The organism is Streptomyces sp. NPDC015171 (assembly GCF_043079545.1).
Classification (GTDB): Bacteria; Actinomycetota; Actinomycetes; order Streptomycetales; family Streptomycetaceae; genus Streptomyces.
On the sequence record NZ_JBIBUO010000030.1, the window covers coordinates 1 to 14,876 of the forward strand.

Here is a 14,876-nt window from a genome sequence, read left to right on the forward strand (position 1 = left end):
AACATCGACTCCTTCGACCAGTGGGGCGTGGAGCTGGGCAAGGTCCTGGCCAAGCGGGTCGAGCCCGCCCTCACCGAGGGCGCCGAGGTCCCCGGTCTCGACCCGTCCACGAAGGCGCTGGTCGCCAAGTACCGGGAGCTGCGCGGCCGGAGCTGAGCCGTCCCCGGCCGTGCCTGGTCGTCCACGGCCGTCCCGCGGCGGCCTCGCTGTGCGCTTTCTGTGCCGATCCCCTAGGGTTTCCCGCTGGTCCAGGGGAGGAAGTACGCATGAAGCGCAGGGGGCGCGCCGCGGCGGTCGCGGTGGCCGTGATGGGGCTGTCGGCCGTGGGCTGCGGCAGCGGGCACCAGCCGGCGGAGTCGGAGGGCGGCGGTCCCGTGACCACACAGACGGGCCGGCCGCCCTACTCCGGGCTGTCGGAGGTGCCGGAGCGGCTCGGGAACGACGGGACGACCATCACGGTCGGAGACCCGGCCGCCCCCATGACCGTCCGTCTGTACGAGGACCCGCGCTGCCCGGTGTGCAAGGAGTTCGAGACCGACGGAGGTGCCCCGCGGCTGCGCGCGGCGACCGTCCGGCGGGAGACGAAGACCGAGTACACCCTCGCCTCCTTCCTGGACGACCGGCTCGGCGGCTCCGGGTCCAAGAAGGCGGTCAACGCCCTGCGGGCCGCGCTGGACGCCGGCAAGTTCGCCGAGTACCACGACGTCCTCTACGCCGGGCAGCCGGCCGAGAGCGTCGACGGATTCACCGACGCCTACCTGCTCAAGCTGGCGGCGAAGGTGCCCGGGCTGCGCGGACACGCCTTCGACTCGGCCGTGAAGACCATGAAGTACCGCACGTTCGTGGAGAACGCCGAGGAGGCGTACGAAGAAGCAGACGCGCCGGGCACCCCCACCGCCGAGATCGACGACGTACGCATCCCGAACGAGTACAGCGGCCTGCTCTTCAGCGGCTCCGCCTTCGGCAAGCTGCTGACGGAGATCCGCAAGGACCCCGGCACATGGCGGAGCGCCGCCGGCTGAGCCGGGGTCAGGCCACCGCGCTCAGCGTGTCCGCGAGGCGCCGGCGGGCCGCACGGGCCGCCGGCAGCATGGCCAGCGCCGCCGCCCCCAGGACGGCGGCCGAACCAAGCAGGAGCAGCGGGCCGGGGGAGGGCGACTGCGCGATCCCGGTGCCGATGCCGCTGGAGCCGCCCTGGGCGTCGATCAGCCGGCGGGCCAGCGGCAGCCCCAGTGCCGTACCGGCGAGGACGGCCGCCAGAGCCGTACAGCTCGTCGCCGTGACCGTGATCGCGGTGATCTGCCGCGGGGACATGCCGATCGCCCGGAGCGCCAGCACATCCCGCTCGCCCTCGCGGACGCTGCCGCCGATCGCGGTGAGCAGCTCCACCAGCCCGATCAGCGCCAGTACGGCGATCAGCCCGGCGACGACACCGCGCAGCGGGGACAGCCCGTCGGCGGGGTTCGTCACGGGATGCACCTCGAGGTGGCCGCGGCCGGCCGCGGCGAGCGCGGCGGCCACGCGGTGCGGGTCGGCGCCCGGGCGCAGCCGCAGTTCGTGGAAGGCCGGGGCCAGCAGCGGGTCGTTCTCGCGGAGGGTGTCGAGGGAGGTGGTCACGACCCGGCCGGCATTGCGCGGTTCGATGCTCCGGCCCACGATGTGCAGGATCTGCGGCCGGTCGCCCACCGTCATCCGGACCCAGTCGCCGACCCGCGCGTGCAGCACGTCGAGCAGGCCCTGGCCGGCCACCGCCTCGTCCGGGCCGCGAGCGGCGCGGCCCTCGGCGAGGGCGTACGGGTAGGGCTCGGCGCGGGTGCCGATGCCGCGCAGCGCGATGGTGCCGGTCTGGCCGGGGACCAGCGCGGCCACCTCGACCCCCGGATAGGCGGCGGCGACCCCGGAGTCGCGGTTCAGTACGGCCCGTACGCCGGACGCGTCCAGCGTGCCGTCCGAGCGGACCGTGAGGGCCGTCGGCAGCCCGACCCGCTCGGGGCTGCTGTGGAAGCGGTCGATCGTGGTCCACGCGCTGAGCGCCACCGTGATCAGCAGCAGCGGCAGGGTCAGCCGGGCCACCGTGGCCAGTGACCGGCCGCGCCCCGCGAACGCCTTGTGGCAGCCGAGGACCAGCGCGGCCGGCAGCCCGAGGCCCAGCGCCCGCCGGGCCGGTCCGGACAGCCGCCCGCCGGCCGGCGCGGCCGGGCGCGGCACCGGAACCGGCGGCACCCGTCCGGCCCGCCAGGCCGCGAGCCCCGTGGTCAGACCGATGAACAGCACCGCGCCCACCGGCACCAGGCACAGCGCCGCGGTGTGTCCGGGCAGCCCCTGCCACACGCCCACCGCGTCCCCGAGCCGGCCCGGCACCCGGGTGCCGAGCCCCTCGGTGAGGGCCGCCGCCGCGACGGCGCCGAGCAGGGCGTACGCCAGATGCTGGAGCAGGTAGATCCGCACGACCTGGCCGGGTGTGAAGCCGATCGCCTTCAGCACCGAGAGGTCCCGCAGATGACCGCGGATCCGGGTGGCGATCGCCCCGTGCACCGCCAGTCCCGCGGCGATCAGGGCGCCCAGACCGAACAGCCCGAGCACCTGGCCGAGCAGCCGGTTGTCGCCCTGCGCCTCGGCGCGCGCCTGCTGCCAGGTGGAGACCTCGCCGACCGCGCCGGCGCCCAGCACGGTGACGGCCCGCTGCACCGCGTAGTCCGTGTCGGCCGGATCGCCGAGCCGCAGCCCGATGACCTGGCCGGCCGGGGCACGTACCGCGGACGGCAGCGCCCACACCAGACCCGGCTGCTCGCCCGGGCGGTAAGGGGGTTCGGCGCTGTCCGCGATGCCCTCGACGGTGACGGTGCGGGCCGTGCCGGGCAGTGTCAGGGTGTCGCCCGGCTCGGCCAGCAGGGCCCGGGCCAGGCTGCTCTCCAGCACCACGCCGTCCGGCGCGGCCGGGTCGAGCCAGCGCCCGGCGGTGAGCAGCGGCCGGCCGACGGCCGGCGGCCCCGGGGTGCCGCGCAGCTCCACGGAGGCGCGGGCGCCGCGGGCGGCGACGGTGGCGGACTCGGTGCGGTAGGGGCCGGCGACGGAGGTGACGCCGTCCAGCCGGGCCAGCCGGCGGGCGTCGGCGGACGGTGAGGTGTGCAGCCACACATGGGCGCCGCGCGCCTCGGCGAAGGTGCGCTGCCAGGGGTTCGTGGCGTACCCGAAGAGGGCGGTGGCGAGCAGCAGCGAGGCGACGATGCCCGCGGTGGCCAGCACCAGGAACAGCGCCTCGCCGCGGTGCGTGCGCAGATCGGAGTGCACCCAGCGCAGGGCGGCCCGCATGTTCCTGAGATCCGGCACGGTCAGTCCCTCAGCTCCAGCACGCCGGAGATGCCGCCGCGCCGGGGCGGGGCCGTGCCGTCCAGGAGGGCGTCGTCGGCTATGCGGCCGTCGAAGAAGCTGATCACGCGGTCGGCCGCGCTGGCCAGCCGGGCGTTGTGCGTGACCAGGACGATGCTCTGCCCGCGCGCGTGGAAGCGGGACAGCAGCCGCATCACCTCGCGGGTGCCCTTGCTGTCCAGGCTGCCGGCCGGCTCGTCCGCGAGGAGCAGCGGCGGCTGGTTGACCAGGGCCCGGGCGAGCGCGACCCGCTGCTGCTCGCCGCCGGACAGCTCGCCGGGCATGCTGCGCTCCTTGCCCGCCAGGCCCAGCTCGGCGAGGAGCGCCTCCCGCTCGGCGCGGGCCCGCTTCGGCGGGACGCCCGCCAGCAGGGCGGGCAGCTCCACGTTGTCGGCGACCGACAGGTTCGACACCAGGTTGAAGAACTGGAAGACGATCCCGATGGCCTTGCGCCGCTCCACCGCCCAGCGGGCCTCGCCGAAGGAGTCCGTGCACCGGCCGTCGAGCCAGAGGCTGCCCTCGTCGGGCCGCTGGAGCCCGCCGAGCAGATGCAGCAGCGTGGACTTGCCCGCTCCGGACGGTCCGGTGATCGCCACGAACTCGCCCCGGGCCACGCACAGATCGACCCCGCGGACGGCATGCGCGGGCGCACCCTCGCCGTGGTGCGTCTTCACCAGGCCCTCGGCCCGCAGCACCGGAGTGCTCCCGGCCCGCGGACCCGGAGTGCTCCCGGCCCGCGGAACCGGGATGCCTTCGCTCGCTCCCGTCATTCCAGTTCCTCCTGGCACCGCTCCAGCCAGTCGAGGTCGGCCTGCAGGTGCAGCATCGCGCCCTCGATCAGCAGCTGGGCGATTCGGTTGTCCCGGTCCTCGGCCGCGGCCAGTTTCGACAGGTCGCGCATGGTGGTGAGGTACTGGCGCCGCTGCCGGTTGATGAGGGCGATCTGATCGGCGAGACCGGTCTGCGGGGCGACGGCGAGCTTCATGAAGAACTCGTCCCGCACCCGCGGCTCGTCCTCGGTCTCCTCGAACCAGATGCGCAGCGCCTCACGTCCGGCCTCGGTGAGGTGGTAGACCTTCTTGTTGGGCCGGCTGGACTGCTCGACGTCCTCGCCCTCGATCAGCCCGGACTTCTCCAGACGGCCGAGGGTGACGTAGATCTGGCCGACGTTCGGCTGAGGGTACGCGGCGCCCAGCAGTTGCTCAAGGCCCTGCTTCAGCTCGTAACCATGGGCCGGGCCGCGGGCCAGGAGTGCCAGGAGGGGCAGACGCACTCGTGCTGTCCTCCTGTCTGCTCCATGTGCTCCAGGCCCTAGTATCGCCCATACCTAACGGGTATACATGGCCTCTGTCCCGGGCGAGGGTGCCCGTGGTGCCGGTGCACAGGGAGGAACCTATGCGGTGGATACGCGCCGCCGGTAGGGGCCTCCTCGTTCTCGCCGTGATCATGAGCGGGTACGTCGCCTCCGGTGCCCGGGGCGGCGAGGCCGCCCAGGGCGGTCGCGGCCCGCTCACCCTGGCCACCGCAGGCGACCTGACCGGCTATCTCGGCCCGCTGCTCAAGGGCTGGAACCGCACCCACCCCGGCGAGCGGGTCACCCTGGTCGAACTGCCGGACTCCGCCGACGAGACGCACGCGCAGATGACGACCGACCTGCGCGGCGGCGACCGCGGCCGGTTCGACGTCCTCAACATCGACGTCGACTGGACCTCCGAGTTCGCCGCGGCCGGCTGGATCCGCCCGCTGCCCCGCGACCGCTTTCCGCTGGGCAGCTTCCTGCCGCCGGTCGTGGACACGGCGACGTACGACGGACGGCTGTACGCGGTCCCGTACGTCACGAACGCCGGGCTCCTCCTGTACCGCGAGGACGTCCTCGCCAAGGAGGGCGTGCCCCCGCCGCGCACCTGGGCCGAGCTGGAGCGCGACGCGAAGACCATCGCGCCGAAGTACGGACTGGGCGGCTACGCGGGCCAGTTCCTGCCCTACGAGGGCCTCACCGTGAACGCGGCCGAGGCGGTCTACTCGGCGGGCGGCACCATCCTCGGCGGCGAGGGCACCCGGGTCACCGTCGACTCGGCCGCCGCCCGTGAGGGCCTCGGCTTCCTCGCCCGCGGCGTCCGCGAGGGCTGGATCCCGCGGCAGGCGCTGACGTACAAGGAGGAGGAGTCCAAGCGGGCCTTCCAGGACGGCCGGCTGCTCTTCCTGCGCAACTGGCCCTACGCCTACGCCGTGGCCTCGGAGAAGGGCTCGAAGGTCGCCGGGCGGATCGGCGCGGTACCGCTGCCCGGGCCCGACGGACCGGGGACGAGCGTCCTCGGCGGCTCCAATCTCGCGGTCAACAGCCATGCCCGGCATCCGGACTCCGCCGCGCGGCTGATCGCGTACCTGACCAGCGCGCCCGTCCAGCGCCAGGTGCTCACGCGGGGCGCGCTGCCGCCCGTGCGCGCCGCGCTGTACGAAGACCCCGAGCTGGTGCGGCGCTTCCCGTACCTGCCGACCCTGCGCACCGCCGTCCTCACCGCGCGCCCGCGCCCCAAGAGCCCGCGCTACGACCAGGTCAGCCTGGCCGTGCAGGCGGTCGTGCAGGACGCGCTCACCGGGCGCCAGACGCCCGGGCAGGCCGTGCGCCGGCTGGCGAGCGAACTCGACGCCATCGCCCGTCGCTAGCCGGCTGCTCCACCCTTCCCGATAGTTACTTGTTAAGTAACGCCGCCATCACGACTGCGCTTATGTTGCGGTAATTTGCCCGCATTTGCGAGCTGAACTGGCCAGTATCTTACGGTCACTTCGTTGACACCCGCGCTTATCCGCTACCTAACATGCATGTATTACCAACCCCCCTCAGAGACAGGTTCCACTGGGTTGAACAGGCATCATTGGTGGCGGGACGCGGTGATCTACCAGGTCTACGTCCGCAGCTTCCTGGACAGCACCGGCGACGGCATCGGCGATCTGGCCGGCGTCCGGGCCGGACTGCCGTACCTGAAGAAGCTCGGCGTCGACGGGATCTGGCTGAGCCCGTTCTACCCCTCGCCGCAGCACGACCACGGCTACGACGTCGCCGACTACCGCGGCGTCGACCCGCTCTTCGGCGACCTCGCCGAGTTCGACCTGCTCATGGCGGCGGCCCGGCGCCTCGGCATCAAGGTGCTGCTCGACATCGTCCCCAACCACTGCTCCAGCGAGCACCCCTGGTTCCGCGAGGCCCTCGCCGCCGCCCCCGGCAGCCCGGCCCGCGCCCGGTTCCACTTCGCCGACGGCCGCGGCCCCGGCGGCGCCGAGCCGCCCAACAACTGGCACGCCATGTTCGGCGGCCCGGCCTGGACCAGAGTCGGCGACGGCCAGTGGTACCTGCACATGTTCACGCCCGAGCAACCCGACTGGAACTGGCGTGACCCGGAGATCCCCGACGAGTTCGACCGCGTACTGCGCTTCTGGCTCGACCGGGGTGTCGACGGCTTCCGCATCGACGTCGCCGCCGGCCTCTACAAGCACCCCGACCTGCCCGACTCCGACGACCCGGAGATCGACGCCCGCACCCGCGACTCGGTCAACCCGCTCGCCTGGAACCAGCCCGAGGTGCACGAGGTGTGGCGCCGCTGGCGCACCATATGCGAGGAGTACGCCGACCGGGACGGCCGCGAACGCCTGCTCGTCGGCGAGGTCTCCGTGCCCACCGCCCGCGAACACGCCCTCTACGTCCGCCCCGACGAACTCCACCAGGCGTTCTTCTTCGACCTGCTCGGCGCCGCCTGGGACGCCGACGCCTTCCGCAAGGTCATCTCCGAGGCCATGCAGGACATCGCGGGCACCGGCTCCACGGTCACCTGGGTCCTCAACAACCACGACCAGGTCCGCACCGTCACCCGCTACGGCGAACCCGCCACCGCCGGCAGCGGCCTCGGCGCCGCCCGCGCCCGCGCCGCCGCCCTGCTGATGCTGGCCCTGCCCGGAGCCGCGTACATCTACCAGGGCGAGGAGCTCGGCCTGCCCGAGGTCGTCGACCTGCCCGACGACGTGCTCACCGACCCGATCTTCCGGCGCACCGGCAGCCGCGCCCGCATCCGCGACGGCTGCCGGGTGCCGCTGCCCTGGTCCGGACAGGCCTCGCCGTTCGGCTTCACCTCCGGTGCCGAGAGCGCCAAGCCCTGGCTGCCCCAGCCCGAGTACTTCGCCGAGTACGCCACCGACCGGGCCCTCGCCGACACCCGCTCCTTCTGGCACCTGTACCGCGACGGGCTCCAGCTGCGCTCCGCACTGCCCCAGCTGGGCGAGGGCGCGCTGGACTGGCTGGACAGCCCGCCGGGCGTCCTCGCCTTCAGCCGCGGCGACGGCCTGGTCTGCGCCGTCAACTTCGGTACGGCCCCCACCCCCGCGCCGGTCTCCGGCACCCCCCTGCTCGCCAGCGGCCCCTGCCCGGCCGGCGTCCTGCCCGGCGCCACGGCGGCCTGGTGGATCGGCGACCTCTGAACGACCCGGCAACGACCTGACAGCACGTCAACCTCCTTCACGGAAAGGCCCGTCGACGATGATGCGACGACGCACGACCCTGCTCACCGGCTGTACCGCCCTCGCCCTCGCCCTCGGCACCACCGCCTGCGGCGGCGGACCGGTCTCCGCCGGCGGTGGCGACAAGGCGCTCAGCGGCCGGACCGTCACCGTGGCCGGTGTCTGGTCCGGCAGCGAGCAGAAGAACTTCCAGAAGGTGCTGGACGCCTTCACCGAGAAGACCGGCGCCAAGACCCGGTTCGTGTCGACCGGCGACAACGTCTCCACGGTCGTCGGCAGCAAGATCGAGGGCGGCAACGCCCCCGACGTCGTGATGGTCCCGCAGGTCGGCGTCCTGAACCAGTTCGCGCGCAAGGGCTGGCTCAAGCCGCTGTCCGCCACCGCCCGGCAGACCGTCCGCGCCGACTACGCACCCGTGTGGACGACGTACGGCAGCGTCGACGGCACCCTCTACGGCCTCTACTTCAAGGCCGCCCACAAGTCGACCGTCTGGTACAGCCCCGACGCGCTCGCCCAGGCCGGGGTCAAGCCGCCGAAGACGTACGACGACCTGCTCAAGGCCGGGCACACCGTCTCCGACTCCGGCCTCGCCGCCTTCTCGGTCGCCGGACAGGACGGCTGGACCCTCACCGACTGGTTCGAGAACGTCTACCTCTCCCAGGCGGGCCCCGAGAAGTACGACGCGCTGGCCGCCCACAAGCTGAAGTGGACGGACCCGAGCGTGGTGAGGGCGCTCACCACGCTCGGCAAGCTCTTCAAGGACGAGCAGCTCGTCGCGGGCGGCCGGAAGGAGGCCCTCAACACCGACTTCCCGGGCTCGGTGGAGAAGGTCTTCGGCCCCAAGCCAGAGGCCGGCATGGTCTACGAGGGAGACTTCGTCGCCGGGGTCGCCCACGACCAGTACGGCAGGGCCATCGGCAAGGACGCGGACTTCTTCCCCTTCCCCGCGGTCGACGGCGGCACCGCCCCGGTGGTCAGCGGCGGTGACGCGGCCGTCGTCCTCAAGGACGCCAAGAACACCGACGCCGGCATGAAGCTCCTGGAGTACCTGGCCACGCCCGAGGCCGCGGCCGTCTGGGCGAAGGCGGGCGGCTTCCTCTCCCCGAACAAGAAGCTGGACCTGACCGCGTACGGCGACGACGTCACCCGCGCCACCGCCAAGTCCCTGGTGGGCGCCGGGGATTCGGTCCGCTTCGACATGTCCGACCAGGCACCGGCCGCCTTCGGCGGCACCAAGGGCACCGGCGAGTGGAAGCTCCTCCAGGACTTCCTGCGCGACCCCTCGGACCCCAAGGGCACCGCGGCCGAGCTCGAAGCCGCCGCCGCCAAGGCCTACCGGGGCTGACCCGGCCATGACCGCCATCACTCCCACCCAGCGGCAGGCGGCCCCCCGAGCCGCCGCCGCCGGCGCGGCGCGCGGGCGCCGCGGCCGGCGGCGGGGCCGGCTGATCGCCCTGCTCTTCGTCCTCCCCGCGCTGCTCCTGCTCGGCGCCCTCGTCGTCTACCCGGTGCTGTTCTCCGTCGGCCGCAGCTTCTTCGACGCCTCCGGCACCCGGTTCGTCGGCGGCGACAACTACACCGAGATGTTCCGCGACCCGGCCACCCTGAAGGCCGTCCGCAACACCGCCCTCTGGGTGGTCGTCGCCCCCGCCCTGCTCACCGGCCTCGGACTGATCCTCGCCGTCCTGGTGGAGAAGGTCCGCTGGGCGACGGCCTTCAAGCTGCTGCTCTTCATGCCGATGGCGGTGTCCTTCCTCGCCGCCGGCATCATCTTCCGGCTCGCCTACGACGAGGACCCGGACAAGGGCGTGCTGAACGCGGCCGTCGTCTCCGTCCACGACGCCTTCCAGGACACCTCCGCCTACCCGACGGCCCGCGGCCGCACCGGGCTCCTCACCCGGGACCGGGACGGCTCCTACCGCACGACCGCCTCGCCCGGCGACCCGGTGACGCTCCCGATGGTCGGCGTGCTGCCCGAGGACCTGCCCGCGACGGCCGCGCCCGCACACCGGGCCGCCGCGGAGGGCGGCGCACCCGGCGAACTGCGCGGTGTCGTCTACCTGGACTTCACCCCCGGCGGGGGCGGCACGCAGGGCAAGGTCGACCCGGACGAGAGCGGCCTGCCCGGAATGAAGGTCGAGGCGGTACGCGACGGGAAGACGGTCGCCGCCGCGACCACCGCCGCCGACGGCTCCTTCCGCCTCCCCGGGCTGGGGTCGGGCCCGTACACGGTGAAGCTGCCCGAGTCGAACTTCGCCCCGCCCTACCAGGGCGTCTCCTGGCTCGGTCCGGCCCTGGTCACCCCGGCGATCATCGGCGCGTACCTGTGGATCTGGACGGGCTTCGCGATGGTCCTGATCGGCGCGGGCCTGTCCACGCTGCCCCGGGACGCGCTGGAGGCGGCCCGGATCGACGGGGCGAACGAGTGGCAGATCTTCCGCCGGATCACCGTCCCGCTGCTCGCGCCCGTGCTCACCGTGGTCTTCGTGACCCTCGTGATCAACGTGATGAAGGTCTTCGACCTCGTCTACGTCATCGCCCCCGGACCGGTGCAGGAGGACGCCACCGTCCTCGCCACCCAGATGTGGCTCGTCTCCTTCGGCGGCGGCAACAACCAGGGCCTCGGCAGCGCCCTCGGCGTGCTGCTCCTGCTCCTGGTGATCCCCGCGATGGTCTTCAACGTCCGCCGCTTCCGAAGGAGTCAGCGATGAACGCCCTGCGGCGCTCTCTGGGCAACGGCCTCGTCCAGGCCGCCCTCGTCGTCATCGGCCTGATCTGGCTGACCCCGCTGGCCGGACTCTTCCTGTCGTCCCTGCGCTCGGCCCAGGACACCGCGAAGGGCGGCTGGTGGACGGCGCTCTCCTCGCCGGGCCAGTTGTCCTTCGACAACTACACGGCACTGCTGAAGAACGCGGGCATCACCCAGGCCTTCTGGAACACCGTGCTGATCTCGGTGCCGGCCACCACCCTGGTCGTGGTGCTCGCCGCCCTCGCCGGATACGCCTTCGCCTGGCTGGACTTCCCGTTCCGGGAGCCCCTCTTCCTGCTGGTGGTGGCCCTGCTGGTGGTGCCGGTGCAGATCGGACTGCTGCCCGTCGCCAAACTCTTCGGCGCTCTGGGCCTGTTCGGCACGATCCCCGGTGTCGTCCTCTTCCACGTCGCCTACGGGCTGCCGTTCGCCGTCTTCCTGCTCCGCAACTACTTCGCGGAGATACCGAAGGAGATGCTGGAGGCGGCACGGATGGACGGCGGCGGCGAGTGGCGCATCTTCACCCGGCTGGTCCTGCCGGTGAGCCGCCCCGCGCTCGCCTCGCTGACCATCTTCCAGTTCCTGTGGGTGTGGAACGACATGCTGGTCGCGCTGCTCTTCGCGGACAGCTCCGCCCAGCCACTGACCGTGGAACTCCAGTCCCAGATCCGCCAGTTCGGCAGCAACGTCGACGTCCTCGCACCGGGCGCCTTCCTGTCCCTGATCGTGCCGGTGGCGGTGTTCTTCGCCTTCCAGCGGCACTTCGTGCAGGGCGTGATGGCGGGCTCGGTGAAATGACGGAGGCGGGGGCCGCGGCCCCCGCCTCCGCTAGCTTCCGGCCAGCGTCACGGCGACGCCGGCGGATACAGCGACCGGGGCAGCTGCGAAGCCGCGGCCGAGTCCAGCAGCCACAGCGTGCGGGCCCGGCCGTACGCGCCCGCCGCCGGGGCCTGGATCTCACCCGCGCCCGACAGGGCGATGGCCGCGGCCTCCGCCTTGTCCTCGCCGGCCGCGAGCAGCCAGACCTCGCGGGCCGCGCGGATCGCCGGCAGCGTGAGCGAGATCCGGGTGGGCGGCGGCTTGGGCGCACCGTGCACACCGACCACCGTGCGCTCGGTCTCCCGGACGCCCGGCAGCTCCGGGAAGAGCGAGGCCACATGGGTGTCCGGGCCGACGCCGAGCATCAGCACGTCGAACGTCGGCACCGGGCCGTGGTTCTCGGGGCCGGCCGCCTTCGCCAGCTCCGCCGCGTACGCCTCGGCAGCGGCGTCGACATCGGCCCCGTACGGGCCGTCGGAGGCGGGCATGGCGTGCACGCGCTCCGGGTCCAGCGGTACGGAGTCCAGCAGGGCCGCGCGCGCCTGCGTGTCGTTGCGCTCGGGGTCACCCTCGGGGAGGTAGCGCTCGTCGCCCCACCACAGATCGAGGCGGCCCCAGTCGATGGCGTCCCGGGCCGGCGCGGCCGCCAGCGCGGCCAGCAGGCCGTTGCCGTTGCGGCCGCCCGTGAGGACCACGGACGCGGAGCCCCTGGAGGCCTGCGCGTCCACGATCTTCGTGATCAGACGGGCCGCGGCGGCCTGCGCCATCAGCTCCTTGTCGTGGTGGACGACCAGCTGTGGAGTGCTCACTTCGCCGCCGCCTTCCTCGCCGGTGCCTTCTTCGCGGTCTTGGCCGCCGCCTTCTTCGCGGGCGCCTTCACGGCCTCCTCGACCGGCTCCGGCTCCGCGACCGGCTCGGCCGCCTCCGGCGCGGTCTCCCGCGCCGGCTCCCCGGAATCCGGCTCGGACACCGTGTCCAGCCGGTCCACCCCGAAGCGCAGCGCCGACGCGTAGGTGTCGTCCGGGTCGAGCCGGCGCAACTCCTCCGCGATCAGCTCGGCGGTGTCCCGCCGCTTCAGCGCCACCGCACGGGCCGGCTGGCCCTCGATGGACAGCGTGGCCAGCGAGCCGTCGGCCCGGTCCAGCGCGATCGGACCCAGGCTCGTGGCCATCCGGACGGCCGTCAGACCGGGCCCGGACGACAGCGAGCGGCGCACCGGCACGTCCAGCCGGTCCGCGAGCCACATCGCCAGCAGCTCACAGCTCGGGTTGAACTCCTCGCCCGCCACCTCGACGGCCGTCACCTCACAGGTGACCTGGTCCAGGGCCGCCGCCAGCATCGAGCGCCACGGCGTGATCCGGGTCCAGGACAGATCGGTGTCGCCGGGCGTGTAGGCCTCGGCGCGGGCCGACAGCTCCCGCACCGGATGCTCGGCGGTGTAGGTGTCGGTGACCCGGCGCTGGGCGAGCGCGCCCAGCGGATCCTTCGCCGGGTCCAGCGGAGCGTTCACCGGCCACCACACGACCACCGGGGCGTCCGGCAGCAGCAGGGGCAGGACCACCGAGTCGGCGTGGTCGACGACCTCGCCGTAGAGGCGGAGCACGACCGTCTCGCCGGTGCCCGCCTCCGCGCCCACCCGCACCTCGGCGTCGAGCCGTGAGGACGTGCGGTCGCGCGCGGAGCGGGAGACCCGCTTGATGACCACCAGCGTGCGCGAGGGGTGCTCGCGCGACGCGTCGTTGGCGGCCTTCAGGGCGTCGTAGGCGTTCTCCTCGTCGGTGACGATGACGAGGGTCAGGACCATGCCCACGGCGGGGGTGCCGATGGCGCGGCGGCCCTGCACGAGCGCCTTGTTGATCTCTCCGGCGGTGGTGTCGGTCAGGTCTATCTTCATGGCCGCCGCCAGCTCCGTCCGTCTCGTGCGAGCATCTCGTCCGCCTCGGCGGGGCCCCAGGTGCCCGACTTGTACTGCGCGGGCCTGCCGTGCTTGTCCCAGTACTCCTCGATCGGGTCGAGGATCTTCCAGGACAGCTCGACCTCCTCCGTGCGCGGGAAGAGGTTGGCGTCGCCGAGCAGCACATCGAGGATCAGGCGCTCGTACGCCTCCGGGCTGGACTCCGTGAACGACTCGCCGTAGGCGAAGTCCATGGAGACGTCCCGGATCTCCATCGAGGTGCCCGGCACCTTGGAGCCGAAGCGGACCGTGATGCCCTCGTCCGGCTGGACGCGGATGACGATCGCGTTCTGCCCCAGCTCCTCCGTCGCCGTGTGGTCGAAGGGGGAGTGCGGGGCCCGCTGGAAGACGACCGCGATCTCCGTCACGCGCCGGCCGAGGCGCTTGCCGGTGCGCAGGTAGAAGGGGACACCCGCCCAGCGGCGGTTGTCGATCTCCACCTTGACCGCGGCGTAGGTGTCGGTCTTCGACTTCGGGTCGATGCCGTCCTCTTCGAGGTAGCCGATGACCTTCTCGCCGCCCTGCCAGCCCGCCGCGTACTGCCCGCGGACGGTGGAACGGCCCAGGTCCTTCGGCAGCCGTACCGCGCCGAGCACCTTCTCCTTCTCGGCGGCCAGCGCGTCCGCGCCGAAGGAGGCGGGCTCCTCCATGGCCGTGAGGGCCATGAGCTGGAGCAGGTGGTTCTGGATGACGTCACGGGCGGCGCCGATGCCGTCGTAGTAGCCGGCCCGCCCGCCGATGCCGATGTCCTCGGCCATGGTGATCTGGACGTGGTCCACGAAGGACCGGTTCCAGATCGGCTCGAACATCGTGTTGGCGAACCGCAGCGCGAGGATGTTCTGGACGGTCTCCTTGCCGAGGTAGTGGTCGATCCGGAACACCTGGTCCGGCTCGAACACCTCGTGCACGACCTTGTTCAGCTCCTCGGCCGACTTCAGGTCGTGGCCGAACGGCTTCTCGATGACCGCGCGCCGCCAGGAGCCGCCGGTCTGGTCGGCGAGGCCGTGCTTCTTCAGCTGCTGGATGACCACGGGGAAGGAGCGCGGCGGCACCGACAGGTAGAAGGCGAAGTTGCCGCCCGTGCCCTGTGCCTTGTCCAGCTCCTCGATGGTGGCGCGCAGCCGCTCGAAGGCGTCGTCGTCGTCGAAGGTGCCCTGGACGAAGCGCATCCCCTGGATGAGCTGCTGCCAGACCTCCTCACGGAAGGGGGTGCGGGAGTGTTCCTTCACCGCGTCGTGGACGACCTCGGCGAAGTCCTCGTGCTCCCAGTCGCGGCGGGCGAAGCCCACCAGCGAGAAGCCCGGCGGCAGCAGACCCCGGTTGGCGAGGTCGTACACCGCGGGCATCAGCTTCTTGCGCGACAGATCGCCCGTGACGCCGAAGATGACCAGGCCCGACGGCCCCGCGATGCGCGGGAGCCGCCGGTCGGCCGGGTCACGAAGCGGGTTCGCCCCGGAGCCGGAAACGGGTGACAAC

General features: G+C 72.7%; 13 protein-coding genes. 7 read left to right on the forward strand and 6 right to left on the reverse strand.

Annotation, left to right across the window (positions count from 1 at the left end; translation table 11 throughout):
* Nucleotides 1-156 (forward strand): hypothetical protein (locus ACF073_RS39625; RefSeq protein WP_392076451.1); only part of this gene is annotated, 156 nt, incomplete at its 5' end.
* Between the two features lie 110 nt (nt 157-266).
* Nucleotides 267-1,022 (forward strand): DsbA family protein, encoded by a 756-nt coding sequence (locus ACF073_RS39630; protein ID WP_392076384.1) that lies wholly within the window; start codon nt 267-269, stop codon nt 1,020-1,022.
* A gap of 7 nt (nt 1,023-1,029) precedes the next feature.
* Here ACF073_RS39630 and ACF073_RS39635 read toward each other — a convergent pair whose 3' ends face one another.
* The 3 genes from ACF073_RS39635 to ACF073_RS39645 are packed head-to-tail and all read right to left on the reverse strand — an operon-like array spanning nt 1,030 to nt 4,642.
* Nucleotides 1,030-3,312: an FtsX-like permease family protein gene (locus tag ACF073_RS39635; RefSeq protein ID WP_392076452.1), complete on the reverse strand. Its 2,283-nt coding sequence runs from the start codon at nt 3,310-3,312 to the stop codon at nt 1,030-1,032.
* A 20-nt stretch (nt 3,313-3,332) separates the two neighbouring features.
* Nucleotides 3,333-4,139, reverse strand: a complete 807-nt coding sequence (locus ACF073_RS39640) for an ABC transporter ATP-binding protein (RefSeq protein ID WP_392076385.1) — start codon at nt 4,137-4,139, stop codon at nt 3,333-3,335.
* A complete protein-coding gene (locus tag ACF073_RS39645) occupies nt 4,136-4,642 on the reverse strand; it encodes a PadR family transcriptional regulator (RefSeq protein WP_392076387.1) in 507 nt (168 codons plus the stop codon). The genes ACF073_RS39640 and ACF073_RS39645 overlap by 4 nt, the downstream gene beginning before the upstream one ends.
* A 122-nt stretch (nt 4,643-4,764) precedes the next feature.
* Between ACF073_RS39645 and ACF073_RS39650 the strand changes: the two genes are divergently transcribed.
* From ACF073_RS39650 to ACF073_RS39670, 5 genes are all read left to right on the forward strand, one after another.
* Nucleotides 4,765-6,036, forward strand: coding sequence for an ABC transporter substrate-binding protein (locus ACF073_RS39650; protein WP_392076388.1), 1,272 nt, complete (start codon nt 4,765-4,767; stop codon nt 6,034-6,036).
* A 156-nt stretch (nt 6,037-6,192) separates the two neighbouring features.
* Nucleotides 6,193-7,839, forward strand: coding sequence for a glycoside hydrolase family 13 protein (locus ACF073_RS39655; RefSeq protein WP_392076389.1), 1,647 nt, complete (start codon nt 6,193-6,195; stop codon nt 7,837-7,839).
* A gap of 58 nt (nt 7,840-7,897) precedes the next feature.
* The gene (locus ACF073_RS39660) at nt 7,898-9,223 is read left to right on the forward strand and encodes an ABC transporter substrate-binding protein (protein ID WP_392076390.1); all 1,326 of its coding nucleotides are present in this window, start codon (nt 7,898-7,900) and stop codon (nt 9,221-9,223) included.
* Nucleotides 9,224-9,230: 7 nt separating this feature from the next.
* Nucleotides 9,231-10,589, forward strand: a complete 1,359-nt coding sequence (locus ACF073_RS39665; protein ID WP_392076391.1) for a carbohydrate ABC transporter permease — start codon at nt 9,231-9,233, stop codon at nt 10,587-10,589.
* Nucleotides 10,586-11,425 carry a carbohydrate ABC transporter permease gene (locus ACF073_RS39670; RefSeq protein WP_392076392.1) on the forward strand — a complete coding sequence of 280 codons (840 nt, stop codon included), beginning with the start codon at nt 10,586-10,588 and terminating at the stop codon, nt 11,423-11,425. Before ACF073_RS39665 ends, ACF073_RS39670 begins: the two co-directional genes overlap by 4 nt.
* Nucleotides 11,426-11,472: 47 nt before the next feature.
* Here ACF073_RS39670 and pgl read toward each other — a convergent pair whose 3' ends face one another.
* From pgl to zwf, 3 genes are read right to left on the reverse strand one after another with little or no spacing between them, the layout of a single operon-like run.
* Nucleotides 11,473-12,255, reverse strand: a complete 783-nt coding sequence (pgl, locus tag ACF073_RS39675; protein ID WP_392076394.1) for a 6-phosphogluconolactonase — start codon at nt 12,253-12,255, stop codon at nt 11,473-11,475.
* Nucleotides 12,252-13,340 (reverse strand): glucose-6-phosphate dehydrogenase assembly protein OpcA, encoded by a 1,089-nt coding sequence (gene opcA, locus ACF073_RS39680; RefSeq protein WP_392076395.1) that lies wholly within the window; start codon nt 13,338-13,340, stop codon nt 12,252-12,254. Before opcA ends, pgl begins: the two co-directional genes overlap by 4 nt.
* On the reverse strand, nt 13,337-14,875 hold the full coding sequence (gene zwf, locus ACF073_RS39685; RefSeq protein ID WP_392076396.1) for a glucose-6-phosphate dehydrogenase: 1,539 nt from the start codon (nt 14,873-14,875) through the stop codon (nt 13,337-13,339). The genes opcA and zwf overlap by 4 nt, the downstream gene beginning before the upstream one ends.
* Between the last annotated feature and the right edge of the window lies 1 nt (nt 14,876).